Genomic DNA, 24,578 nt, shown 5'->3' with positions numbered 1-24,578 from the left:
GCTCCCAACATCCGCCGATGTATCTCCATCGATAGCGATAGAGTCGCGGCGTGGGGACCGGTGGGCGTTTCACCGTACTCACTGATCTCTCCTTCAGTGTGCAATTGGCGAGAGCTCGCTGAGATTGTGGGGCGGCGGCCGAGCAGCAGTCGAAACTACGCGATTCTGAAATTCGCTCGCAAATACAGTCCGCCGGTGCTCATTGGCGTTCCCGGCGACCGAGTGGATGCGATCGTACAAGCCGTGGCAGAACACGGATTTGAAGTTCGCTGGGTGGAAGAGTAAGAGCGGAGAAAGCCGTAGGGCACACGATCCGCCTACGGCAGCTCCAGGTCCTTCAGCTCGTAGTCTACCGGGAACCGGTGCACGCTGCTCGGCGTGCGGTAGACCCAGGTCAGGCCCTCGACGCCGGGCTCGTGGTCGAACAGGTAGGCGAGCCCGATCTCCTCCTCGGTCTGCAGGGTGGTCTCGAAGCCAGCGTGGTCGATCTCCTCGCCGTTCTCGTCGAGCAGGAACGTCTTGTTGTCGAACACCCAGCCGCGGTGCGACCGCAGCGCCTCGCCGGGCTGGTCCAGCCGCAGCCGCATGTGCACCTCCCACACGGCGCCGTTCTTCTGCACGCCGGCTAGCGTGACGGTCACGCCGCCGTTGCGTTTGGTGATCGCCTGGCGGCCCGCCTTGAGGTCCTCGAAGCGGAACTCCGCCTCGCGGCCCGGCGCCAGCACCTCCATCGTGCCGCGGAGCGTGGCGATGGTGGTTGTGTCGCGCGGCGGCAGCTGGAACGGCAGCCGCAGCTCGGTCGCCTGGTTGCCGAACGAGAGCTCCAGGTCGATGCTCTGCCCGGGCTGCTGCAGCGGCAGTCGCTCGCCGTTCTCGTTCGTGGCGATCACCTCAGACAGCTTCTGGGACAGCGCGATCGGCCGCAGCCGCGGTTCCCAGGCCACCTCCAGCTCGACGTTCATCGACTTCTGGTCCGGCTGGCGGAGGCTGCGGGTGGCGGTGATTGAGGTCGCCTCGACGCGGAACGGCCCGGCGTAGCTGGCGGTGCCCAGGCGGGGGCCGCGGCCCTCGTCGCGGTTGACCAGCGCCAGCGAGTCGTCGCCCGAGTACGCGTAGACGTCCATCTCCGCCTGGTCCAGCACCAGGTCGACCGCCTCCCAGAACGGCAGGCCGGTGAACGTGGCGGTGACGACCCGCGCCTCGGCCTGCTGGCCGAACTGCTCGCGGTTGTCCAGCAGGCGGTTGTCGGTTTGCAGCTCGATGGCGGCCAGCACCTTGGCCAGCGGCGCGTCGGCCACGTCCAGCGCGACGTGCGACTCGGAGATCGCGCTCTCGGCCACCCGCTTCTCAATCTCTACGCGCAGGTCGTTCAGCTGGTTGGCCAGCGCGGGCGGCATGGTCTCGCCCGCTTTGGGCAGCAGCTCCAGCACCCGCTCGGCCCGCTTGGCGGTGGGCCCGGCCAGCTCCAGCAGCCGCTCGCGGGCGTCGGCCCGGGCGTCGGCGCTGGGGGCGATCAGCTCACCGACCAGCGCGTCGACCTCCTCGCCCAGCCGGCCCTCCGCCTGGGGCGCCGCGGTCGCGTCGGTCGCCGTGCCGGCCCCGGTTGACTGGGCGGGGGCGGCACAGGGCGCGGCGGCCGCTGCAGCGGCGAGGATCAGCAGGCACAGGCGGCGCGTCATGGCGTGGCATCCTAGGACCAGGGGTTTCCTGACAGCCAGTTTAATCGATACGGCCCGCCGGGTCGTCCGCGGGCGGACGAAAGCTGGGCTAGGTTTGATTTAAGGCCCAATGCGTCCCGGCTCGGACGGGCGCTTCGCGCGGCGACCGCCGCCTGGAGGAACCGGTTCATCCTATGAAGTCGCCCCGAACACTGGCTGCACTCGCCTGCTTCTTGCTGCTGACCGCGCCGGCCGCGGCAGCGGAGTTTATGTTCAGCGCTGTGGTCGACGGGCGGCGGATCGAGGGCCGGCCGCTCGACTGGACCGACAGCGTCATGACGCTGCTGTCACGCGACGGCCAGCTGTACGAGTTCGACCCCCGCCGGGCCAAGGAGGCCAAGCGCACCGCGCCCCGGTTCAAGGGGTTCGACGAGCAGGAGATGACGCGTCAGCTCCGCGAGGAGTTCGACCGCCGGTTCGACATCTCGACCACGCAGCACTACGTGGTGGTCCACCCGCGCGGCGAGCGGAGCGCCTGGACCGAGCGGTTCGAGCAGATCTACGGCGCGTTCGTCAGCTACATCCGCGTGCGTGGTTTCCACGTGCGGCAGCCGGACTTCCCGCTGGTGGCGGTCGTGTTCCGCAACAAGCAGGAGTACGAGTCGCACGTCCGCAAGTCGGGCGCGAAGCTGCTGCCCAACTCGCTGGGCTTCTACAGCCACGGCACCAACCGCGTCTGCCTGTACGACATCACCGGCGGCGACCCCGACCAGGACTGGACGGAGAACTCGTCGACCATCATCCACGAGGCGACCCACCAGGTGGCCTTCAACCTGGGCGTGCACAGCCGCACCAGCCCGCCGCCCTACTGGGTGCCCGAGGGCCTGGCCACGCTGTTCGAGGCCCGCGGAGTGTGGCGGCCCAGCGGGTCGGACCAGCGGGCCAACCGCGTCAACTACGGCTACCTGCGCGAGTTCCGCCGGCACGCCACGGACAAGAAGCCGCCGTTCACGCTCCGCGAGTTCGTGGCGTCCGACCAGCCGTTCAAGCGCAATACAGGGGCCGCGTACGCGCAGGCGTGGGCGCTGTCGTTTTACCTCAGCGAGACCCGCCCCCGCGACTACACCCGCCACCTGCGCGCCACCGCCGACCGGCCGGTCTACAGCGCCTTCTCGGCGGCCGAGCGGGTGGCGTACTTCACCGACGCCTTCGGCGAAGACCTCGACGTGCTGCAGGCCAACTTCTTGCGGTGGGTCGCGAAGCTGTAAGGTTAAAAAGGTTGATCGCTGGCGGCGGTTGGCTCATGCTCTAGGCTCACGCCACCTCCTCGAGCCGAGCCGCCGTGATGACCAACCGCACCGAACTGGCCGTTTCCGCGCTGCTGCTGTTCCTGTCCTCCGCCGCGCTGGCCGCCAAAACGCCGCCGAACATCGTGTTCATCATGGCGGACGACCTCGGCTACGGCGAGGCGGGCTGCTACGGCCAGCAGAAGATCCGCACGCCCCACATCGACCGCCTGGCGGCCGAGGGGCTCCGCTTCACGCAGCACTACTCCGGAGCGCCGGTCTGCGCGCCGGCCCGCTGCGTGCTGATGACCGGCCAGCACGGCGCCCACGCCGAGGTCCGCGACAACCGCGACGCCGGCAGCGGGCGGGTCTTCCCCGGGCAGTGGCCGCTCACGTCGGACGTGACCACCATCGCCCAGCTGCTGCGCTGCCAGGGCTACGCGACCGGCGCGTTCGGCAAGTGGGGCCTCGGCCCGGCGAACACGAGCGGTTCGCCAATCAAGAAGGGATTCGACCGCTTCTACGGCTACAACTGCCAACGCAACGCCCACAGCTACTTCCCGCTGTTCCTCGACAGCAACGAGCGTGAGGTGCGGATCAACAACTATCCCATCCCGGGCCGCGACCGGAAGCCCGAGGGGGAGGTGCTGGCCGACGACTACCGCGCAGAGAACTACGCCCCCGACATGATCCTCAACCAGGCGGTCAAGTTCCTCCGCAACCGCGGATCAAAGCCCTTCTTCCTGTACCTGCCGTTTGTCGAGCCGCACCTCGCCATGCACCCGCCGCAGGAGTGGGTCGACCGCTACCCCGAGGAATGGGACGCCGGCCACGGCCCGTACCGGGGCGAGAACGGCTACCTGCCCCACCCCCGCCCCCGCGCGGCGTACGCGGCGATGATCTCGCACCTGGACGACCACGTCGGCGTGGTGCTGGCGGAGCTCGACAAGCTCGGCCTGGCCGATAACACGCTGGTGGTGTTCACCTCCGACAACGGCCCGACCATGCCGGGCGGCGACCCGCGGTTCTTCACCGGCGGGGCGGCGTGCGGGTTCTTCGAATCCACCGGCGGGCTGCGGGGCTACAAGGGTTCGGTCTACGAGGGCGGGCTGCGGTCGCCCTGCATCGTCCGCTGGCCCGGCGTGACGCCCGCGGGCGCGACGACCGACCTGCCCAGCTACTTTGCCGACTGGTTCCCGACGCTCGCCTCGGTCGCGTCGGCGCCGGCGGAAGCCGAACAGCCGCTCGATGGGATCGACCTCGCTCCGCTGCTGCGGGGCGGGACCGCGCCCGAGCGGGGCGCGCCGCTGATCTGGGAGTTCGGAGGCTACGGCGGCATGGTCGCGGTCCGCCAGGGCGACTGGAAGGCCCTGCGGCGGGACCTGAAGCGCAAGCAGCCCAAGGAGTGGGAGCTCTACAACCTGGCGGACGACCCGCAGGAGGCGCACAACCTGGCCGCCGACCGCCCGGAGATCGTCGAGGAGCTCGAGCGGGCCTACTTGGCGACCCGGACCATCGAGCCCGACTTCCCGCTGCCCATCTACGACCGGCAGACCACCGACCAGAGCCCAGACCCGCAGAGCCCGGACGCGTAGCGGCACAACCGGCAGGACCGGCGCCGCCACCCTCGCCCGGCGCCCGCGAGGCGGAATCTCTTGCCCAGGCGTTTGCTTTTGCCCCGGCGTCGCGCACGGTTGGGGTGTTGCGTTTTCGCAACAGCGCCGGGCGGCGAGTGTTGCCCGGACGCAACCTCCCCCAAGCGCCGCGAGCCCCCGCCGGACCGGAGCCTGCTATGTTGATTTCCCCCACCCGCCTGCTGTTGTCGGTTGTCCTCGTGTGTGGTCTGTGGAGCGGCGCCGCGCTGGCGCAGCCGCTGCCCCCAGGCCTGATGGGCGGCCCGGAGATGGGCGAGCCGGAGGTTGAGCAGCCGGACGACCTGTTCACCGACCCGGGCCCCCGCGGGCGCGGCACGGACGACTCCGAGGGCGGCGCCGTGGAGGAGCTCGCCGCGCCGGCGATCGACGAGCAGGACGACTCCGACCTCCCGTCCGCCGCCGAGCCGACCGAGGAAGAGGCCTCGCGGCTGGTGCAGTACAACAGCATCCAGAACCCCTGGCTGCCCCTCTGCGATGACGAGCCCCACGGCTGGATCGAGGAGCTGGCCGTGCCGCCCTCGTGCCTGGACTGCACCTGCCACGGCAAGAGCCCGGGCGAGGCGTGCAAGGTGTGGCGGTCGTTCCAGAAGCCGACGCACCCGGACATCGACCAGGACTGCGTGGTGTGCGTGAAGGAGCCCTGCCTGGGCTACGTAAAGGAGCACTACACGACCGACGCGGTGGTGCAGAAGTGCTTTGTCAGCGAGAAGTGCTTCACCGACAAGGAGTGCGCCGACGGCCGCTGCATCGAGACCCGCGGCACCAAAACCGTCAAGCAGCTCTACCCCTGCAAGGCGAAGGTCAAGCTGTACTACTTGAAGCCTGTCGTCCAGTACCGCGACGTCTACTACTACATCAACTGCGAGCCCTGCAACGAAAGCGACCAGCAGGTAGCGATGCAGGGCGGGGCCAAGAAGGCGTCGTAGCCGCTACTTGGCTGAAGGCCAAAAGTTAACTTACGGCCGATTCTCGCTTCGCGATCTCATCGGCGAGATATGGCCGTACGCAGCGGACGAGTACCTGACCAAACAGCCAGCCTCCTAGCCCTCCGCAAATCACACTCGCGATAATCACCGGTGCGAATGCTCCGCGGCCTACCAATTTCGTAGCGGCATTCGGGATTCCGATCATGACCGCGACCATTGCCGCCCAAGCGGCCCAGACCTGCCAGTGGCGAAAGCCTTTAAGGGCGCATCGACGCCAAACCCGACCCCGATCCTTCCGCGACAGGTCGCGGAGCTCGGGGATGGATCGCCAGCCCCAGTAGAAAAGTGGCTCCGCTTCGGCGACGGTACGCGGTGACCGGTACGGGTTCTCATCGTCACTGGCGGCCATGGTTCTCACTGAGAGTGCGTACCCTGAGCCGACGGACTACATCCGTCGGAGAACCCGTTGTTGGCGTTCGCAAGCGGGGCAGTCCGACGGATGTAATCCGTCGGCTACTAAAGGCCGCTCTGCCGATTAGACCGCGGCCGGCTGCTTCGCGGCGTCTTTGGCCTTCTGCCGCTCCTTCCATACCTCTTCGATCACCTCGGCGCCTACGAGCCCGTACAGGCGGGGACGCGGCGGGATGAGCGACGTGTCGACCTCCTCGTAGCTGAGGGTCGGCTCGCCGCTGGCGTCGAACGTGGCGACCGTGCTCTTGAGCCACTTGTCGTTCTTGGCCTCGAAGGCGTCGCACCAGGCCTCGGCCTGGCGGCGGCGCTCGGCCGGGTCATCGGCCTCGACGCCGGGCATGGTGAAGGCCGGCTTGTAGTGGGCGCCGCGGCACTCGTCGCGGGCCAAGGCCCCCTTGAGGATCGCCTTGGCGACCGGGAACATGTCCCGCAGGGCGCGGGTGTAGGTGATGTTCTGGTTGGTCCACGCGCCGGTGTCCGACAGCGAGCAGTTCTTGGCCCGCTCGCAGAGTTCGTTCACCTTGCCGATGGCGGCGGTGAGCTGGTCGTTGTCGCGGACCACGGTGGCGGCCTTGGTCATCTCCAGGCCGAGCTCCTGGTGGATCAGGTAGGGGTTCTCCCCGCCCGGCTCGCTGCCGGAGATCATCTCCTTCTCGATCGACTCTTCGGCCGACTTGGCGCCGGCCAGCAGCGAGTCGAACCGCTCGTCGCCGGCGGAGCCCTTCAGCGAATTCAGGTGGCTCTCGATGCAAGGGCCGACGAACAGGCCGGTGAAGATGCACGACAGCAGCGAGTTGGCGCCCAGGCGGTTGCCGCCGTGGTACTGGTAGTCGCACTCGCCGATGGCGTACAGGCCGGGGACGTCGGTCTGCTGGTTGCGCGGGTTGCTGGGGTCCAGCCCGCCGTCGGTGGTGCGGGCGTAGTCGGCCCACAGGCCGCCCATCGAGTAGTGCACCGCGGGGAAGATCTTCATCGGGAGGTCACGCGGGTTCTCGCCGGTGAACTTCTCGTAGATGTTGAGGATGCCGCCCAGCTTGCGGTCCAGCTCGCTCCGCTCGATGTGCGTCAGGTCGAGGTATACGCACTGCTTGTCGCCCTCGACGCTCAGCCCCTCGTTCACGCAGACGTTGAAGATCTCGCGGGTGGCGATGTCGCGGGGCACCAGGTTGCCGTAGGTCGGATACCGCTCCTCCAGGAAGTAGTAGCGGTCGCCCTCCGGGATGTCCCGCGGCGGGCGCGGGTCCTGAGGCTTGCGCGGCACCCAGACGCGGCCGCCCTCGCCGCGGGCGGACTCGCTCATCAGCCGCAGCTTGTCGGCGCCCGGGATGGCGGTGGGGTGCACCTGGATGAACTCGCCGTTGCCGTAGCGGGCGCCGTGCTGCAGGGCGCGGCTCACCGCGCCGCCGTTGCAGGCCATGCTCATCGTGCTGCGGCCGTAGATCAGGCCGCAGCCCCCTGAGGCCAGCACCACCGCGTCGGCGCGGAACGAGCGGATCTCCATCGTGACCAGGTTCTGCGCGACGGCGCCGCGGCAGTGGCCGTTGTCGTCCACCACGGGGCGGAGGAAGTCCCACCCCTCGTACTTGGTGACCAGGCCCTCGACCTCCCAGCGGCGGACCTGCTCGTCCAGCGCGTAGAGCAGCTGCTGCCCGGTGGTGGCGCCGGCGAACGCGGTGCGCTTGTAGAGCGTGCCGCCGAAGCGGCGTTGGTCGCGCGAGCCCTCTTCGGTGCGGTTGAAGGGGACGCCCAGGCGGTCCAGCAGGTTGATGATCCGCGGGGCCCAGTAGGCCATCTCCTTGACCGGCGGCTGGTGCTGCAGGAAGTCGCCGCCGTAGACGGTGTCGTCCAGGTGCTTCCACTCGTTGTCGCCCTGCTGCCGGGTCAGGTCGTTGACGCTGTTGATGCCGCCCTGCGCGCAGACGCTGTGCGACCGCTTCACCGGCGTCAGGCTCATGAGGTCGACCTTGATGCCGAGTTCGGCCAGCTTCATGGTGGCCGCCAGCCCGGCCAGTCCGCCGCCGACAACAAGGACGCGTTGCTCTGCCATATCAGAATCTTCCTTCTCAGCATCAGGGCGACGGCGGCCGCCCCCCGCGGGGTGGCCGCCGTGTTCAGCGATTGGCGGGCCGGTCGGGCGGCCGCGGGGGCTGCTACTCTTCGGTTTGCTCGGTCTCTTTCACCACTTCGTGGTAACGCTTGTGCTCGTTGGGGCCGACCATGCCCATCTCGACCCGGGCCTCGTACATCTGATCCTCGACTTCGCGGATCGCCTCGACCGAGGTCTCGCCGGTGTAGGTCTCGGGGTTCGCGGCGCCCCACAGCGCGCTCATGCCGACGATCGCCAGCAGCACGCCGAACCCGGAGCAGATGCCCAGCGCCGTCTGCTGCGCCTTGGGAGTGGTCCACGCGCCCCAGGTGATGCCCATCGTCCAGATGCCGTTGGCCAGGTGGAACACGCACGAAAGTACGCCGATGGCGTACAGCACCGGCACCACGAAGCCGCTCATCGCCACCTTCAGCGTGCTGGCCGCGTTGAATGGGCTGAAGCTGGCGCCACCGACCGACCGGGCAAACTCCAGCCACGCCTCGCCGTGGAACCAGCCGTGCAGGTGGAACACGTGCAGGAAGATGAACACGAAGGCGATCATGCCGGTCGCCCGCTGGAGGGTGTACCGCCAGTTGGGGCCGTACTTGTAGTTGCTGTTGTTCGGCAGCCCCCCCTTGATGATCACCACGCCGATCACGGCGTGGAAGATGATCGGCAGGAAGATGAACAGCCACTCCACAATTGGCAGCGCCTTGTCCAGCGAGTGGATCGTGTAGACGTTGTTCTGGAACGTCTCGGCGCTGTTCAGGATGCTGGCGTTCGTCAGCAGGTGGACGCACATGTAGGCGCCCACCGGGACAAGGCCCGAGAGCGAGTGCAGCCGTCGGATCAGGAACTCATGGCGCTGGAGAAACGACAACGAAGAATCAGCCACCAATGTGCTCCCACCAAGAGACAGAACAACACCCGGAGAAACCGCGGCGGGCGGTAGAGTCCCGGCCGCGACAACGGCGTTCCCATTGGACCCCTTCGGGGCGGCAATTGCTTACTGCCAAACGCCTTAGGCACGAACAGTATAGAGCCTGAGGTGGGGGTGACAAGCGGTTCCGGGTACCGTCGACGTTGTCGAATAAAGGCACGATCGGTGGCCAAAAACAACCGGGCGTGGGGCTGTAAGGCCCCCGCCCGGTGCGTCATCTCAGATTTTCCGACTAGCGGCTAGAAGCCGATCGATAGCCGCACGGCGGGTCCGCCGTAGTAGCCCCCGTAGCGTGCTCCGTAGCGGGGCCCGTAGTACCGCGGTCCACCGTAGTACACCGACCGGATGTGAGACCGGTGGGCGTACGGTCCGTGGTGGTAGATCCGCTGCACGTTGTGTGCGCCGTAGTAGCCGCCGGGGGGGCCATGGTAGTGGCGGTGGTGCCACGCCTGGGCCTCGGTAGTGGCTAGGCTCCCTACAGTCAGTGCCCCGGCAAACGCGACGGCGATGGCGATTTTCTTGAACATCGTTGCTCTCCCTAACGACGCCCCACGGGAAAGGCGTCCGGACTCATTGGAAGGATGTCGCAGCCCGCGGCGACCCTCTTGCTGGCCATATCTAAGAGCGAGCGGCGTGCCGGATCCGGCACATCGGGTCGTAAAGTGTTTGCCATAAACGTTTTAATGACATTACGGTCACGTGATCATGCCGTGGGAATGCCGGATGAGTGTCATCGCCCCGATATCAATTGACGTCACACCGATGACGTGCAGTTGCTGAAGATGCGGATCTTCGGGAGTGTGCAGTTGTGTTTTGGCACACTGCTTGCGTATGTCTTTAGGCATCAGACGACCCTTGGCTACGGACGAAGAGGCATCGACCGGGGCCGGAACAGAGAACGAGGGGTCGGAAGAGAAGAAGAAGAGGCAGAGGAAGACGCAACCCGAAGTTGGAACCCATGGAACGAGAAGAGGTTACGGGCAGCTTGTCCCTCCCCGAGCTGCCAATCCTCTGAGTGGTTCCAAACTTTCAAGGCGAGCCGCACACTCGACTTCATAGTCAGTTGCGGCTCGCCTGTTGCGTTTTGGGTGTTTCAAAACGCAACATATGTTGCGAAATAAAACACCTTTTGGGTGGGTCGGAACCCCGCCCAAACCCGATCTGAGAGAAATCGTCCGATTTCTTTTCGGATCGCAAGAAACCGGCAATCGGCCGGCGAATCTACTCAGATGGTCCGTCGTTTTACCCGCAACGGACAGGAGAAGACTTCGCTTTGGCTGGTATAGCCGGGTACGATTCAGAGTGCTGCTGGGTCGGGCGTCAGGGAGTGGCGGCCGGCTTGCTCCGGCAGCGGTTGCTCCTCCTACTCTCTAACGGGTCGAACGCAGTGCATCGACAACCCACGGCCTCATTGCTCTTGGTTCTGGGACCCGCGGTCGCTTCGTTAACACTCTCTCCCGCCTTGCACGCGGCAACCCGCGAGGCAGCCCCCGACCCCATCCCAACGCAGTCTCGGCTGATAGACCAACGCATCGAGGCGGCTTGGCAGGACGCGGGCGTATCGCCTTCCAAGCGGGCGACCGACGAGGAGTGGTGCCGACGCGTCTACCTAGACCTCATCGGTCGGATCCCAACGGTCGCTGAGCTCGACGAGTACCGCCGCGACCGCTCCAAGGACAAGCGGGTTGGGCTGGTCGACCGCCTGCTGGGCGACGAGTACCTGGCCGAGTTCGCTCGCAACTGGACTACGGTGTGGACCAACCTGCTAGTGGGTCGCACCGGCGGGGTGGACAACAACTCGCTGGTCAATCGCGAAGGAATGCAGCAGTACCTGCGGCGTTCGTTCCAGAAGAACAAGCCGTACGACCAGGTGATGCGCGAGCTGGTGACCGCCACCGGCAGCTGCCGCCCCGGCGACGACGACTACAACGGCGCCGCCAACTTCCTGGCCGACAAGATGGCCGAGAACGGCGTGCAGGCCACCGCCAAGACCTCGCAGATCTTCCTCGGAATGGCCGTCCAGTGCACGCAGTGCCACAACCACCCATTCAACGAGTACAAGCAGAACCAGTTCTGGGAGATGAACGCATTCTTCCGGCAGACGCGGGTGCTGCGGAACCGCGGCAACGACAACAGCCGCTACGCGCGGATTGTCGACCGCGACTTCGCCGGCGAGGGGGGCGACCCTGCCAAGGCCGAGCTGTACTACGAGCTCCGCAACGGCAAGCTGAAGGTCGCCTACCCGGTGTTTGTCGACGGCACCTCGCTGGTGAGCCTGCACGCGGACCAGGGCGAGGACTTCGGCGACAGCGGCTACCTGTCAGACATCAACCGCCGCGAGGAACTGGCCGACCTGATCGCTGCGTCGGACCTGTTCCCGCGGGCGATGGTCAACCGGATGTGGTCGCACTTCTTCGGCTACGGCTTTACCAAGCCGGTCGACGACATGGGCCCCCACAACACGGCCTCGCACCCCGACCTGCTCGACGCGCTAGCCACGGACTTCCGATCCACCAGCTTCGACGTGAAGCAGCTGATGCGGTGGATGGTTTTATCCGAGCCTTACGCGCTCAGCAGCCGCACCACACGCGACAACGCGTCGGACGACCCTTCGCTGGGCGCGCGTCCCAAATTCAGCCACTTCTACCTGCGGCAGATGCAGGCCGAGCAACTGTACGAGTCGCTGCTCGTGGCCACCAAGGCGGACGAGAGCCTCAGCTACGCCGAGCGTGAAGAACGCAAGCAGCGCTGGCTGGCGCAGTTCAACACCGCCTTCGGCAACGACGAAAACGGCGAGGCGACCACGTTCAACGGCTCCATCCCGCAGGCCTTGATGATGATGAACGGGGGGCTGATCCGCAGCGCCACCGAGTGCAAGCCGGGCAGCTTCCTGCACGACGTCGCGATGAACAACTCGCTGAGCAACCCTCAGAAGATCGAGCAGCTCTACCTGACCGCCCTCGCCCGCGAACCGGACCGCGACGAGCTGGCCATCAGCAACAAGATCCTGGCCGCCCGCGGCGGCGACGTGCCCGCCGCGCTACAGGACGTCTGGTGGGCGCTGCTGAACACCAACGAGTTTATTTTGAATCACTAGTGATTGTTTGAGTCGTAGCAGAGGGCGCCGGGCGCGCTCACCCCACTCACCTCTCGGTACTTCCACGAGGCATCCCATGCAACGCTTCGCCACCCCCACCGGAATGAGCCGCCGGCACTTCATGAGCCACATGGCGGGCGCGGCGGCGTTCGCCGGGCCGGCGCTGGCGATGACCCGCTCGCTGCAGGCGGGCGCCGAGGCGATGCGCCGCAACCACAAGTCGGCCATCCTGCTGTGGATGGGCGGCGGGCCGCCCACCATCGACATCTGGGACCAGAAGCCCGGCGCGCCGACCTCTGGTCCGTTCACGCAGATCGGCACGGCCGGCAACGCCCAGATCTGCGAGCACCTGCCGCAGATGGCCAGCCACATGGACAAGCTGTCGATCGTCCGCAGCATGAGCACCCGCGAGGCCGACCACGGCCGCGGCACCTACTACATGCACACCGGCTACGTGCCCAACCCCAACATCGAGCACCCCAGCTACGGCTCGGTCGTGGCGCACGAGCTGGAGCCGTTCGCCAAGGACCTGGAGATCCCGCCCTTCGTATCGATCGGCGGCGCCAGCGCCGGCCCGGGTTTCTTGGGCATGAGCTACGCGCCGTTCCAGGTCGACTCCAACGGCCGCGTGCGGAACCTCGAGATGCAGATCGAGAACCGCCGCATGGCCCAGCGGCTGGCGCTGTTGGACACGATCGAGCAGCGGTTTATCAACGAGCGCCGTGGCGGCTCGGCCACCGAGCACGCCCGGGTGCTCGAGAAGACCCGCTCGCTGCTCTCCAGCGACCAGATGGCCGCGTTCAACGTCAACAGCGAGCCGCAGAACATCCGCGAGCGCTACGGAAACACGGGCTTCGGCCGCGGCTGCCTGCTGGCCCGCCGGCTGGTCGAGGCGGGCGTGCCGTTCATCGAAGTAGGCTTCGGCGGGTGGGACCTGCACCAGAACTGCTTCGACACGCTCCAGACCAAGCTGCCGCAGATGGACACCGCCATGAGCGCCCTGATGGAGGACCTCTACGAGCGGGGCCTGCTCGAAGACACGGTGGTGATCTGGATGGGCGAGTTCGGCCGCACCCCACGGATCAACGACCGCACCGGCCGCGACCACTACGCCCGGGCGTGGAGCGCCGTGGTGGGCGGCGGCGGCCTGAACGGCGGCCTGGCGATCGGCGAGACCAACGCCGACGGCAGCCGCGTGGTGACCGAGCCCTACTCCGCCGAGGACCTGATGGCCAGCGTCTGCAAGGGCCTGGGGATCTCGCTGCAGACCACCTTCACGTCCGGCAACGGCCGGCCGATGAAGATCGCCAACGGCGGCAAGGTGATCCCCGAGCTGTTTAGCTAATTGCCCGTCGGCGGGCGGGGTTATCAGCCGGTCCCCCAGGCGCCCACGATCGTGAATCACCCGAGGCCACCGAGGCCCGTTAATGTCGGGCATGGCCTTCCCGCCGTTCGGGTCCGCTCGGCTGAGAGGGTGTACTGCGTGCCGCGGCGGTACGATCTGTGGACCATGCTCGTGGCCACGCTTGGCTTCAGCCTGCTCTTCGCGGCAATGCGCGCCCTGCATTGGCCCCCGGAGGCGGCGGTAGTCACGGGGCTCTTCTTCCTATTGGTCGGGGCCGGGCAGGCTCTGTTGTTCGGCGGCGAGTCGCCCCGCGCCGCTTCGTGCGCGGTGGGAGCGGCCATCGGGGTCGTGTCCACGCTGGTTTCCGCGGGCTGGGGCTACGTGGGCGACGAGCTCTTGACGCTCGCCCTCATCAATGGCGCTGGCCTGGCATTTGTGGGTTACGCCGTGGGCGCGATAATCGGAGGGCTATTCCTGGTTGCGGACCTGATGCGTAGTACAATGAAGCCGGTTACCCCGGAGGATCCGCAGGCGGCGGGCTTTCCCGCTGACGAACCTCTCATCTCCAATTGCCGACGTGCCATGGACAACCCGACCGAACACATTGAGCCGCTTGTTTCCCTCCCCACCGAAGCCCAGGCGATGATCGTCGTGGGCGCCCTCGAGAGCGAGGGCATCAAGTCGACCGCGGTGGGCGGCTACACCGCCGGCTTCAAGGCCGAGGCGCCCGGCTGGGTGCAGGTGATGGTGTCCGAAGAGGACCTGCCGGTCGCGCAGAACACGCTCGCGAAGCTGAAGCAGGAGATCGCCGAGATCGACTGGTCGCAGGTGGATGTCGGCGAGCCGGAGGACGGCGACGCGGACTCGGAGTAGGCGGGAACGCTGGACGACGCCCCGCAAATAGCGGGTGCTAGGCGGGGTGTGCCGAATCAAGTTGAGACTCGCGGGCCGCGCGGCCATAATCTGGGTTCACCCCATTCCGCCCCGCCACCCCGTTTGCTCCTCGCCATGAAGACCCGCCTCGTCGCTTGTGTTGTCGCCGTTGGATTGCTCACCCAGCTCACCGCCTGCGGCAGCGAGTACCTGCCCGGCATCAAGTGGCCGGAGCCGCCGGTGGTCACCCCGGGCGAGAAGGACACCGACCCGCCGTCGGACGCGATGGTGCTGTTCGACGGGACCAGCAAGTCGGCGTTCGACAACGCGGACAACTGGAAGGTGGAAGACGGCGTGCTGATCGCCGGCCGGGGCGCGATCGTGACGCGCGAGTCGTTCGGCGACTGCCAGCTGCACATCGAGTGGTCCGCCGCCACGCCGGTCCGGGGCCGGGGTCAGGGCCGCAGCAACAGCGGCGTGTACTTCGCCTCGCAGTCCGAGGGGAACGGCTACGAGGTGCAGATCCTCGACTCGTACGAGAACCCCACGTACTTCGACGGCCAGGCCGGCGCGCTCTACAAGCAGCAGCCGCCGATGGTCAACGCGATGCGCCCGCCGGGCGAGTGGAACTCGTACGACATCATCTGGACCGCGCCGCGGTTCCACTCGGACGGCTCGCTGAAGAGCCCGGCGTACATGACGGTGATCCACAACGGCGTGCTGGTGCAGAACCACACCGAGCTGGCGGGCAAGACCGCCTGGGACAGCGTGCCCAAGTACACCGCCCACCCCGACCGGCTGCCGATCCGCCTGCAGGACCACGGCAACCCGGTGCGGTTCCGCAACATCTGGGTGCGCGACTACAAGAAGCTCGAGGGTGAGCAGGTCGAGGAGCCGCGGTTCCGCTAGCACCACGAATCACCCAGACAGGGTGTTCGTCGACGGTGCTGGCACCCCACCCCGCTCCGCATTGACGGCCGACGGCGGATTTCCTATTTACCGCCGTATGGACCGCCCCCGACCCCACCGACGCCAGTCGATCTGCGCGCCCGTGTTGCGCCTGCTGGTCGCTGCGCCGGTGCTGTGCCTGGTGGGCTGCCAGAACAACCAGCAGGCGCACCGCGACATCTACCTCCGCGAGCTCCGCCTGCAGGAAGACGAGATCTACCGCCTGGAGGACTGCATCCAGGAGTACCAGGGCCTGATCCGCCAGTACCGCGCCGAGATGCACGAGCTGCGCCAACAGGCCGGCGAGCCCGACGCGGCGCCGCGCCCGGCGCCCGGCGCCCCGCGGAGCCTGCTGGATGGCCCCGCCCAGGAGGACGACTTTGGTCTGCGGCCGCTGGACCCCCCCGCTGAGGAGGACGAGGTCCCCGAGATCGACGTGCCGGCGATCGACCTCGGCGAGCCCGCGGCTGCGCCGCCGATCGACCCGCCACCGATCGATCCCCCGCCGCTCGACAACGGGCCAACGGCGCCCGCCCCCCGGGGCACGGCGCCGGAGTCCGCCCCGCCGATCGACATCCCGCCACTGGACATCCCCGCGGCGGAGCCGACCGCGCCGGCCGAGCCCGGCTCGCGGTACGGGCCGGCCGAAGAGCTGCCGCCGCTCGGCCAGCTCGGCGAGACGCCCCCCTTCGCCCCCACCCACGACGGCCCCTCCCTGCCGGCGGAGCCGCTCGGCAGCCTGGCCGTGGAGAGCTACGCCGGCCCGGCGCTCGAGACCGGCGAGCCGACGCTGGTCGCGCTGATCCGTCCCCGCACGCTGCTCGGCCAGCCGGCGCCGTTCACCGGTCAGGCGTCGCTGATGCTGATCGACCCGACCAACGGCGCCGACGGCGAGAAGCTGGCCCGCTGGGACTTCTCCTCCGCCGAGGTCGCCGCGTCGTGGCGGCCCGATGCGGCCGAGCCGGTGCTCGACCTGGCGGTGGTGCTGCCCGGCGGCGTTCCGCAGGACCGGGAGCTCGAGCTGTGGGTTCGGCTGGTGAATCAGCCGCACGATCAAAAGGTGCTTGAGCAGTCGCTGCTGGTGCTGGGGCGGCTGGCGAGCATCGACGAGGCCCTGCTCGCCGACGCCCCCGCGCCCGACGCTCTGGACGAGGCCGCGATCGCCGGGAACGAACCGGCGCCCACCGCCGGCGACTGGCGCGCCAGCAGCCGCTCGTCGGTAGCCCAGACGGGCGCCGGCGCGGACTCGGGCTGGCGTCAATCCGACCACGCGCCAGAGCCCAACAAGATCCGCCTGGCCACGCACGAGGCGGCGCCCCTGCCGGCGCCGCCCGCCCCCAAAGCGGCGTCGCCGCAGGGCGGGCCGATGGAGTGGTCGCCCACGCGGTAGGCGATTGCATCGCGGGGCGGCGGCCGCGATACTGACGGCCTCTCGCTCTTTCCCCCCTTTCAGGTCGGCCGGCGTTCCTCCCCGGCCGTGGCAGGCAGCCCTTGATGACTTACTTTATCGGCGTCGATATCGGCGGCACCACCAGCACCCTCGCCATCGGCGACGAGCAGCGCAACGTCGTGGCGGTGAGCGAGCAGTTCCCCACCGCGCCCCAGGACGGGCCGGCCGCCGTGATCGCGGCGATCGTCCGGCAGTCGTCGCTCGAGCTGGACAAGCTGGGCGCCACGCTGGAGGACGTGCCGTTCGTTGGCCTCGCCACGCCCGGCCCCGCCACGCAGGACGGCGTGCTCCTCAAGACGCCCAACCTCGACCCCAAGCAGTGGGACCGCTTCCCCATCCGCGAGCGGCTGGAGGAGGCGTACCGCGCCGTCACTACGCGGCTGGAGGTCTGCTACATCGGCGACGGCCAGGCCGCCGCGCTCGGCGAGTTCGCCATCCGCAACCGCTCGCTAAGCTGGGACGGCGCGCCCGCCAACCAGCTCCCCGCCGAGGACCTGCACTCGCTGTTCATGGTGATCGTCGGCACCGGCTTCGGCGGCGGCGCCGTGGTCGAGGGCAACCCGCTCCGCGGCAAGGAGGGCCGGGCGGGCCACGTGGGCCACATCCTGCTGCCGGAGTACGCGTTCCGCTACGAGCACGACCGCCAGCTCCAGGTCGGCAACGCAATGTCCACGGCCGAGTCGGCCGTTTCGCTCACCGCGCTCACCCACCAGCTCGAGTACCGGCTGTCGCTCACCGAGTGGGCCGACCACCCGCTGAACGCCGCGTCCGGCACCGCCAAGGACAAGGCCAAGCAGCTCCGCGAGCTGGCCGCCGGCGGCGACCCGTTGGCCGTGCAGCTGTTCGACGACCAGGCCCGCGCGCTCGGCCTGGCGATGCTGAGCGTCAACTACCTGGGCGACTACGACCGCCTGGTGATCGGCGGCGGCGTGTGCGACCTGGTGTCCGACCTCCGCGACCGCTACCGGCTGACCGCCGAGGAGTCGTACCGCGAGCACGCGCTCGATGGCTTCCGCAACCTCGACCGGCTGGAGTTCTCCGTCTGCGGCGACGCCGCGCCGGTCATCGGCGCGCTGGCCTGGGTGCTGCCTTAAGGGCGACGTGACCCCAAAGCGGGGGCGCCGGGGGCGCTCTCGCAGGGAAGCCCCGGCGACGTACCAGCCGGCTGTCCGTAACCCGCGGGGGCTTCCGCTGCCGCGGAGCGCCCCCGCCACCCTAGCGCACCCCCTGCGCGGCTCTGGGGGGAGTTTTGTCCGATTCGTATTGTCCAAAAACACGCGCGGAGGGGACAAAACTCGGGGCGTATTTCCGCCCTGTTTTTCTGTAAGTGCTTTGAGATAATGCCGTTACATTGATTCGCTCCCCACGGGGCGGCGGGGGTTTTGTCCGTTTTTGGGCGCGCCGATCGGACACCGGCCTCCGAAGATCCGCCCCGCACCTACCGCGCGCAGCGGTCCCCCCACCCGCCGGCCTTAGGTACACCAAGAAACGCACCCCCATTTGACCGCGCGGGGTGGCCGGTTTCAGTAACAAACCGGTAGCGACCAACAGCCGACACCGCCTTCCACGACCCCCCTTTCGCCTTTCCCATTTCCCCTTTCGAATGCCCCAGATCCAGCTCAACAGCGTCACGATTGGCTTCCGCGGGCCGCCGCTCCTGGACGAGGTGAACTGCGTCATCGAGCCCGGCGACCGCATCGGCCTGCTGGGCCGCAACGGCGCCGGCAAGACCACCCTGATGCGGCTGCTCAGCGGCCAGCTCGCGCCCGACCACGGCGACGTCGTGCTCGCGCCGGGCACGCGCGTCGCGCAGCTCCGCCAGGACGTGCCGCAGGACATCCAGAGCGACATCGCGGCGGTGGTGCGTCGGGGGCTGGGGGACCACGTCGAGTCGTGGGAGGCCGACCAGGCGGTCGACGCCACGCTCTCGCGGATGGGCCTGGACCCCGCGGCCCGCTTCGAGGCGCTCTCCTCCGGCATGAAGCGGCGGGTGCTGCTCGCGCAGGCGATCGTCGGCCAACCCGACATGCTGCTGCTCGACGAGCCGACCAACCACCTGGACATCGACGCCATCAACTGGCTGGAGCAGTTCCTCGCCGGCTGGCGCGCCACGCTGCTGTTCGTCACCCACGACCGCGAGTTCCTCCGCCGCCTCGCGACCCGCATCCTCGAGATCGACCGCGGGCAGCTGTTCGACTGGTCCTGCGACTACGACGCGTTCCTGCTCCGCAAGGAGCAGGCGCTGGCCGCCGAGGAGAAGCAGAACGCGCTGTTCGACAAGCGGCTGGCGGAGGAGGAGAAGTGGATCCGCCAGGGCATCAAGGCACGCCGCACCCGCAACGAGGGCCGCGTCCGCGCGCTCAAGCAGATGCGGGTGGAGCGGAGCGTGCGGCGCGAGAAGCTCGGCACGTCGCGCCTCGCGATCCAGGAGGCCGGCCGCAGCGGCGCGCTGGTGGCCGACGCCGACGGGGTCGCGTTCCGCTACGGCGACAAGACCATCTTCGAGGGCCTGACCACCACGCTCATGCGGGGCGACAAGGTCGGCGTCATCGGGCCCAACGGCGCCGGCAAGACCACCCTGCTGCGGGTGCTGCTGGGCGAGCTGGCCCCCACCGAGGGCGCGGTCAAGCTCGGCACCAACCTGCAGCTGGCGTACTTCGACCAGCTCCGCGACCAGCTCGACCCAGAGCGGACCGTCCAGGACAACATCGGCGACGGCTACGACACCATCAACGTCGCGCAGCCCGACGGCAAGACCGTCTCGCGGCACATCATCGGCTACCTGCAGGACTTCCTGTTCACGCCCGACCGCGCCCGCACGCCGGTCAAGCTGCTGTCGGGCGGCGAGCGGAACCGGGTGCTCCTGGCCAAGCTGTTCAGCAAGCCGGCCAACATCATCGTGCTGGACGAGCCGACCAACGACCTCGACGCCGAGACCCTCGAGCTGTTGGAGGAGAAGCTGATCGACTTCTCCGGCACGCTGCTGGTGGTCAGCCACGACCGCGCGTTCCTCAACAACGTGGTGACCAGCACGCTGGTGTTCGAGCCGGGTGGCGTTAAGGAGTACGACGGCGGCTACGACGACTGGCTCCGCCAGCGCAAGCCGGCCGACCCGCCCGCCACGGCGGCTCAGGGCCAGCCCGCCGCCAAGCCCAAGACCGAGAAGCCCTCGACCGGCGGCAAGAAGCTCTCCTACAACGATCAGCGGGAGCTGAAGTCGCTGCCGGCCAAGATCGAGAAGCTCGAGGCCGGCATCGCCGCGCTGCACGAGCAGATGGCCGACCCCGCGTTCTACCAGCAGGACGCCAGGGTCATCCGCGACAAGCAGGCCGAGGAAGCCGAACTGCAGGGGCAGCTTGCCGCAGCGTACGAGCGGTGGGAATCGCTCGAGGCCTGATTACCGGCAGAGGCCGCCGCCCCGCCGACGGATTCCCGTCAGCGGCCGCGCCGCGGCGGGCGGCAGGCTAGGCTTGCAGCGTGCCCCCGCCAGCGGAGGGGACGCCGCCGACCCGCCCCCCGTGAATCAGGATGCCCAGCATGGCGACCGCCAAAGACCTCATGAGCCGCACCGTGCGTGGCGTGCACGACACCGCCACCATGCGCGAGGCGATCGCCCTGTTGGCCCACCACGAGCTGGCGGGCCTGCCGGTGATCGACTCGGCCGGGTTCCTGCAGGGCATGGTCTCGCAGTACGACCTGCTGACCGCGTTCACCGACCCCGGCGTGATGGACTCGCCGGTGGCCCGCCACATGACCAAGGAGTCGGTCACGGTGTCCGAGGACGACTCGATCGAGAGCATCGCCGAGCTGTTCCGCGAGACCAAAGTCCAGCGCGCCCCGGTGGTGAGCGGCGCCGAGGTGGTCGGCATCGTGTCACGGACCGACCTGGTCAACTACCTCGCGCAGTTCGTGTAGCCGTGGGGCGGCTCCGCCCACCTCTCCTCGGTAGCACGGCGGTCCCCGCCGTGAGGCCAGCCGGTCGGGCCTGAGCGAAGTGTGGCAGTGATCTGCGCCCGCTCCAAGGTGCACCAGCCGGCAAGCATCGATCGGGCGAATGTTGGTGCTGCCCGTTGCGCAGGAGTTTCAATCCTGTGCAAGTTAGGCTTCCCAGCCCGCACGTGTGATTCTGTCTCGAATTGTGACCAAGTGTTGGGGGAAGGTGACTGGCGAGCAGGAGAGCTCATCATACCAACCGGTTTCTGTCGTCCGGTAGCGGGCAAGAGCACACTGAACATCAAAGGTCAGGAGACCGGACAGCACATTTAGGCGTCGATGCATGGTGTACGCAAGCATTGCCATTAACTCGACTTGAACCACACGAAGGTCTCCATCGCAAACAGGCGTCCGTGTTTCAATCTGATACGCGTAGTCCTCAAATCTGCATTCGCCATCGTTTACCAAGCCATGGCAGCTGTGAAGCGACAATTCCATTCCGAGGAGTCGGCAGTATTGGTCCGCCGAGTCTCCATTGTACGGAGCGAAGCAGAGGCCTAGCTTGTCATTGAGTAGGTCTACGAGCGAGTCAAACGCGAGGGCGGAATTGAATAGGTACTCGACAGTGATGCTCATGGTCGGTTGAAAACAGCTAGGGGGTCGCCGTACTTTAATTCTATGACGCTGGGCCGTCGTCAGACGCGGGAGGTGCAAACGCGCACAGGCTTCATCGACCTGTGCAGGTCGGGGGCTGGCGACCTCGATGCGGCGTTGGGGGTGGCTAGGCGTGAGGCGTTCCCTGCGTAGGAGTTTCACTCCGGTGCAAATTCGTAACCCAGGGCGACGCCGCTTGTGCAGGATAGCAAGCCTCGAAATCATGGCCGAAGTTCCATGTCGCGGCAGCACGCGATAGGCTACAGATACATCATAACCAAGTCGATTGTCATGATATCCACTCGCAACCTAGCAGAACTACCGAGCCCGGCCGACCTTCGACTGCGTATGCAGGAGATGGCCGCACTGACAGCCGTATTCGACATCGAATACGGCGAGCCGAATTTCGCCTACTATCCAATGTGGACGAAGCACCAGCAGGTTGGAGCTGTGAAGAATGGCTCGGGGGATGAGTTGTTCGTCCACTTCACTAGCGCTGGGTGCTTTATCAAGGGCTTCGGTCACGAAACGGCGATGACGCCGCATCGCACTCATCCTCCCGCATTGTGGCCAAAGCTTCTCGACAATGTTCCGATTGATTTCCAGTCCTCGCTTAATGAACCAGCGTTTGACATGCCAAACACTACCTTCGTTGTTTGGCGATTATCTGGTGAAGCTCAGTGGGAAACAGGGGACATCGACTACCCAGAAGGCAAAGACCCAGATGGTTCAACTGAGTTATTGTCGAGACTACTCTTGGGCGTAGATGGGTTTGCGGAGTGGCTCGCATGCAATTACAACGTTGAGGTCGATACCCTTATTGTCGCTCACGTATTCGGCCACAAGCCAGTGTCTGTCGCCCAGCTTCAGCAGCTAAACGAGGACGCTCCAGTGCATCGCCTGCGGAGTGCCGTTGAGCAGACGGCCTATCCTTTAGCGTAAGCAGAACGGAGTGACATGCTTGTCCAGGAACTCGCGAGCCGAAACTGCGCAGGCTTCATCGTCCGACGCAGTTTCGCCCCTTCTCTACGGCAACTGGATTTGATCCGTGGAACGCCATCGCTTACGCCGGGCCCCACTGGCTAGGCCAGTGGCGCCCGGCGACCATCTCCAAACGCCGCAGAAATGGGTCGGACCATAGGCAGTTGACAGGATTTTATCGATTCGCACTTTCACGGGAATTGCTATCCATGACCGACTACCGCGTGAGCATTCCGAAGGAAAACTACCAGCTAGTCGAGTTTGTACAGAACGACCTACCCGGGATTGGCGTGATCAATGAGTCGCTGTGCGATTTCGAACCGAAAGCGGTGTTCGCTTGGCATCTGTCACTAATGGTCATCTTCGAAGACCTCATCGAGAATGGGATGCCATCGGAAGCAGAACGAGAGATTGTCGATCCATTCGGAGATGCTCTGGATTCAGTCTTTAAGGGCGGCGATTTAAAGAAGCCGAACGCGTTGTTTCTAGCGAGGATTACGTGGAATCGAACAAGAGAACTGATTTATCGTGTTTACGAACCCACGCCGCCTCACGCGTACCTGAGTAATATGATTGCCGAGAAAACACAGCCGCGACCGTTCGACTACCGCATCGAGAATGATCCAGAATGGGAGTTGGCGGCGTGGCACCTGAATGCAGCGCGAGGCGGCCACACGTAAGTTCTTGGCTGCGTCGGCGTCATCGACCTGTGCAGGTTGGGGGCTGGCGCCCTCGATGCGGCGTTGGGGGTGGCTAGGCGTGAGGCGTTGCCTGCGTAGGAGTTTCACTTCGACGCAGCTAGAACGCCTAGTGCCAATCGTAGCCGCAATTGAGGCATTGCTTGGCAAGGGGCGTTCGCAAAACCCCGTTGCAGCGTCCGCAGCGAGCTTCCTCATAGGAAGGCTGTGGGACTTTCTCGTTCAAGCCTTTACGATTGTCACGAACAAGAATGAGGATCCGCTCTTGTTCCCGGCGAATGCGAACCCATTTCTGGTCAAAGTCAAATACATACCGCCCAGTGCCCGTTGAGCCCGGGCCTACTCGGAAAGTTGCTTCGCCATCTATGCCGTCCACGCCCCCTAGCTGCATTAGACGCCCAACGACCCCCGGTGCCAGACTCTTGAAGTAGGTCGACGGACGCAATTTCCGTAGCCACGAGTACTGTACCGAAAACGCGGAGTCCGAAATCTCGGCTGTGCATTCGCCGTCTTGAAGAATCAACGCGAGCATCTTCGCGTCGCCTTCATTCAGGGTTGGCATCACTCGACCCTCAGCGACAGCGAGGGCCTCTGCTAGTCCAATTTCATTTGGGGTGGGCGATTGCATGCCGTATTGTATCACGCTCTAACCTGCACAGGACGATGAATCCTGTGCAGGTTAGGAGGGGGCAGTTTTCGGGGTGTGGTTGGGGGCCGTAGGCGGCGTTTGCGGTGGCCGGCAGAATGCGAGAGAGCTCAAGCGGCTGCGTGGAGGTGTTGCCTGCGTAGGAGTATCACGCCGGTGCGTTTTGGCTCCAGCCAGCTCGCGGGTAGGTGTCACCTGCGGTTGCGAAGAATGGTTGCTACCTCATCACGTACGTTGTCGACGCTAAGTCCTAGTCCGACCAGTACGCAATGAGCTACTCCGTGCGGCTCCCGTAACAGCCCCAAGAGAATGTGTTCCGCCTCTACAAAATCGCAGCCAGAGCTCTGGGCCTCCTTGTCCGCATAGTTCAAGACTTTGTCTGCTCTTTGGGTTCGGGGGAGACGACACTTTGTGACTTCTTCTGCCCCTGCCAATACCCAGTTTTCGACCTCCGCTTGTACTTTGCCGAGGTCACGACCAACCTTGTTCAGCATATCAGGAGTGACGCCACTTTCCTCTCTAATAAGTCCCAGTAGGATGTGTTCTGTCCCGATGTACTCGTGCTTAAGTCGCAAGGCCTCCTGGCTTGCGTATCGCATCGTTTTTCGTGCGGGCTCCGAGAATGGAAGAACGACCATCACAAAGCCTCGTGGTCAAGTGTATCGAAACTGCCGTTGGGGCTCGTCTGAGCCACTTAGCGGCATTGTATTCGGTCGTAGCGAGCGAAAATAGGAATTCCCAACCTGCACAGGATTCATCGTCCCACGCAGTTTCGCCCCTTCTCTACGGCAACTGGATTTGATCCGTGGAACGCCATCGCTTACGCCGGGCGCCACTGGCTTGGCCAGTGCGGTTTGAAGGACGCGCGTCGACTCTTAAAGCACTGGCGTAGCCAGCGGCGCCTGGCGGCAGGAGCGGGTCCTCCCACCTC

Annotated in this window: 20 protein-coding genes; 13 read left to right on the top strand and 7 right to left on the bottom strand. The window is 66.3% G+C overall.

Annotated features, from left to right (window positions below):
- Positions 1–317: 317 nt before the first annotated feature.
- Positions 318–1,679 carry a hypothetical protein gene (locus KOR34_RS19845; protein WP_146567480.1) on the bottom strand — a complete coding sequence of 454 codons (1,362 nt, stop codon included), beginning with the start codon at positions 1,677–1,679 and terminating at the stop codon, positions 318–320.
- Between the two features lie 173 nt (positions 1,680–1,852).
- On the opposite strand from KOR34_RS19845, the gene KOR34_RS19840 reads away from it, so the two are divergent.
- The 3 genes from KOR34_RS19840 (at position 1,853) to KOR34_RS19830 (ending at position 5,525) form a co-directional block, all read left to right on the top strand.
- On the top strand, positions 1,853–2,926 hold the full coding sequence (locus KOR34_RS19840) for a DUF1570 domain-containing protein (protein ID WP_146567478.1): 1,074 nt from the start codon (positions 1,853–1,855) through the stop codon (positions 2,924–2,926).
- Positions 2,927–3,003: 77 nt separating this feature from the next.
- Positions 3,004–4,539 carry an arylsulfatase gene (locus tag KOR34_RS19835; RefSeq protein WP_146567476.1) on the top strand — a complete coding sequence of 512 codons (1,536 nt, stop codon included), beginning with the start codon at positions 3,004–3,006 and terminating at the stop codon, positions 4,537–4,539.
- Positions 4,540–4,736: 197 nt separating this feature from the next.
- On the top strand, positions 4,737–5,525 hold the full coding sequence (locus tag KOR34_RS19830) for a hypothetical protein (RefSeq protein ID WP_146567474.1): 789 nt from the start codon (positions 4,737–4,739) through the stop codon (positions 5,523–5,525).
- Positions 5,526–6,060: 535 nt separating this feature from the next.
- On the opposite strand, the gene sdhA is transcribed toward KOR34_RS19830, so the two are convergent.
- The 4 genes from sdhA to KOR34_RS26875 form a co-directional block, all read right to left on the bottom strand.
- On the bottom strand, positions 6,061–8,043 hold the full coding sequence (sdhA, locus tag KOR34_RS19825) for a succinate dehydrogenase flavoprotein subunit (protein ID WP_146567473.1): 1,983 nt from the start codon (positions 8,041–8,043) through the stop codon (positions 6,061–6,063).
- A 103-nt stretch (positions 8,044–8,146) separates the two neighbouring features.
- Positions 8,147–8,977 (bottom strand): succinate dehydrogenase cytochrome b558 subunit, encoded by an 831-nt coding sequence (locus tag KOR34_RS19820; RefSeq protein WP_146567471.1) that lies wholly within the window; start codon positions 8,975–8,977, stop codon positions 8,147–8,149.
- Positions 8,978–9,261: 284 nt separating this feature from the next.
- Positions 9,262–9,549: a hypothetical protein gene (locus KOR34_RS19815; protein ID WP_146567469.1), complete on the bottom strand. Its 288-nt coding sequence runs from the start codon at positions 9,547–9,549 to the stop codon at positions 9,262–9,264.
- 168 nt (positions 9,550–9,717) lie between these two features.
- A complete protein-coding gene (locus KOR34_RS26875) occupies positions 9,718–9,867 on the bottom strand; it encodes a hypothetical protein (RefSeq protein WP_197531611.1) in 150 nt (49 codons plus the stop codon).
- 617 nt (positions 9,868–10,484) lie between these two features.
- Between KOR34_RS26875 and KOR34_RS19810 the strand changes: the two genes are divergently transcribed.
- From KOR34_RS19810 to KOR34_RS19765, 10 genes are all read left to right on the top strand, one after another.
- Positions 10,485–12,119 carry a DUF1549 and DUF1553 domain-containing protein gene (locus KOR34_RS19810; protein ID WP_146567467.1) on the top strand — a complete coding sequence of 545 codons (1,635 nt, stop codon included), beginning with the start codon at positions 10,485–10,487 and terminating at the stop codon, positions 12,117–12,119.
- Positions 12,120–12,195: 76 nt separating this feature from the next.
- The gene (locus tag KOR34_RS19805; RefSeq protein WP_228714713.1) at positions 12,196–13,464 is read left to right on the top strand and encodes a DUF1501 domain-containing protein; all 1,269 of its coding nucleotides are present in this window, start codon (positions 12,196–12,198) and stop codon (positions 13,462–13,464) included.
- Between the two features lie 165 nt (positions 13,465–13,629).
- Complete coding sequence (locus KOR34_RS19800; protein WP_146567465.1) at positions 13,630–14,337, top strand: hypothetical protein; 708 nt, start codon at positions 13,630–13,632, stop codon at positions 14,335–14,337.
- A gap of 135 nt (positions 14,338–14,472) precedes the next feature.
- Positions 14,473–15,246 carry a 3-keto-disaccharide hydrolase gene (locus KOR34_RS19795; protein ID WP_146567463.1) on the top strand — a complete coding sequence of 258 codons (774 nt, stop codon included), beginning with the start codon at positions 14,473–14,475 and terminating at the stop codon, positions 15,244–15,246.
- A 97-nt stretch (positions 15,247–15,343) separates the two neighbouring features.
- Entirely contained in the window at positions 15,344–16,675 is a 1,332-nt protein-coding gene (locus KOR34_RS19790; protein WP_146567461.1) for a hypothetical protein, read from the top strand.
- Positions 16,676–16,779: 104 nt separating this feature from the next.
- On the top strand, positions 16,780–17,829 hold the full coding sequence (locus KOR34_RS19785; RefSeq protein ID WP_146567459.1) for an ROK family protein: 1,050 nt from the start codon (positions 16,780–16,782) through the stop codon (positions 17,827–17,829).
- Between the two features lie 509 nt (positions 17,830–18,338).
- Entirely contained in the window at positions 18,339–20,132 is a 1,794-nt protein-coding gene (locus KOR34_RS19780) for an ATP-binding cassette domain-containing protein (RefSeq protein WP_146567457.1), read from the top strand.
- Positions 20,133–20,272: 140 nt separating this feature from the next.
- Entirely contained in the window at positions 20,273–20,650 is a 378-nt protein-coding gene (locus tag KOR34_RS19775) for a CBS domain-containing protein (protein WP_197531610.1), read from the top strand.
- Between the two features lie 1,020 nt (positions 20,651–21,670).
- Positions 21,671–22,264, top strand: coding sequence for a hypothetical protein (locus KOR34_RS19770; RefSeq protein ID WP_197531609.1), 594 nt, complete (start codon positions 21,671–21,673; stop codon positions 22,262–22,264).
- 248 nt (positions 22,265–22,512) lie between these two features.
- Complete coding sequence (locus KOR34_RS19765; RefSeq protein WP_146567451.1) at positions 22,513–22,983, top strand: DUF695 domain-containing protein; 471 nt, start codon at positions 22,513–22,515, stop codon at positions 22,981–22,983.
- Positions 22,984–23,110: 127 nt separating this feature from the next.
- On the opposite strand, the gene KOR34_RS26870 is transcribed toward KOR34_RS19765, so the two are convergent.
- Both KOR34_RS26870 and KOR34_RS27590 read right to left on the bottom strand, forming a co-directional pair.
- Complete coding sequence (locus KOR34_RS26870; RefSeq protein ID WP_197531608.1) at positions 23,111–23,563, bottom strand: hypothetical protein; 453 nt, start codon at positions 23,561–23,563, stop codon at positions 23,111–23,113.
- Between the two features lie 275 nt (positions 23,564–23,838).
- Positions 23,839–24,246, bottom strand: a complete 408-nt coding sequence (locus tag KOR34_RS27590; protein ID WP_197531607.1) for a Clp protease N-terminal domain-containing protein — start codon at positions 24,244–24,246, stop codon at positions 23,839–23,841.
- Positions 24,247–24,578 lie beyond the last annotated feature (332 nt).

This window comes from Posidoniimonas corsicana (assembly GCF_007859765.1).
GTDB lineage: Bacteria > Planctomycetota > Planctomycetia > Pirellulales > Lacipirellulaceae > Posidoniimonas > Posidoniimonas corsicana.
Note: the sequence above shows the minus strand (reverse complement) of the source record. Positions and strands in the feature narration are given on the sequence as shown.